This is a genomic window from Leptospira harrisiae (genome assembly GCF_002811945.1).
GTDB lineage: Bacteria > Spirochaetota > Leptospiria > Leptospirales > Leptospiraceae > Leptospira_A > Leptospira_A harrisiae.
This window is the reverse complement of the sequence record NZ_NPDX01000016.1, coordinates 1-731: the sequence shown is the minus strand read 5'-3', so window position 1 is coordinate 731 and position 731 is coordinate 1. Positions and strand designations below refer to the sequence as shown.

The 731-nt window shown below is 32.0% G+C and carries 2 protein-coding genes; both read right to left on the bottom strand.

Going from position 1 to position 731, the window contains the following annotated elements; translation table 11 throughout:
* Positions 1 to 30: 30 nt before the first annotated feature.
* Positions 31 to 336 carry a helix-turn-helix domain-containing protein gene (locus tag CH364_RS18620; protein WP_100745200.1) on the bottom strand — a complete coding sequence of 102 codons (306 nt, stop codon included), beginning with the start codon at positions 334 to 336 and terminating at the stop codon, positions 31 to 33.
* A gap of 37 nt (positions 337 to 373) precedes the next feature.
* Positions 374 to 622, bottom strand: a complete 249-nt coding sequence (locus CH364_RS18615; protein ID WP_100745197.1) for a hypothetical protein — start codon at positions 620 to 622, stop codon at positions 374 to 376.
* Positions 623 to 731: the final 109 nt, after the last annotated feature.

Below are 731 nucleotides of genomic sequence, written 5' to 3'. Positions count from 1 at the left end.
GGAAGGGAATGTTAGAAGTTTTTGTATAAGTTAAATGAACTTTTCAACCCTAGTCTCTAGTATTACCGAAAGTTTTTTTGCAATATCTTTGCTAATCCCTCGTTTTCCACGTTCCATCTCTGAAATATTCGAAGGTAATATGCCCAAAAGTTTTGCAAGCTTCCCTTGAGAGAATCCTTTATTCAGTCTATAAATTTTCAGGTTATCACCAGGAGTAATTTGATTTTTGATTTCTTTATACCACTTAGTTTTTTTAACTTCTAGAGTATCTTCTTCATCCAAATTATCTTTTGACACTTTAAGGCTTTTCCCAAACTCTTTTTTTAAAAAATTCATGAGTTTCGTAGGAATATGTTCAGCTTCAATGGTGATTTTAATATGGTGCGTTTTCACGACTGCCTGCATAATATACCTCTATAATTCTAATTGTAGTAAAAGATTTTCCCGTTTCTGAAGAGATTTCTTCAATATACTCCCAACACGCAACCCATTTGTAAGTTAGATGGCAGTGGTATTTATTTTTTCCTAACGGACTATAATTTCTCCATCCCTTCTGGATTGGTCCAAATTTTTCTAAATCATCAATTAAGTTGTAAAGTTTCTTTTGTTCTAGTATTGGCATCAGTGAAGCAGATTCCTTTACTTTTTTATTTTTAAATCTGACAAGAAACTTCACTGACTTAGTGTAGCCAATAATCGGCTATATTGTCAATACTTTTTATGTTTAGTTT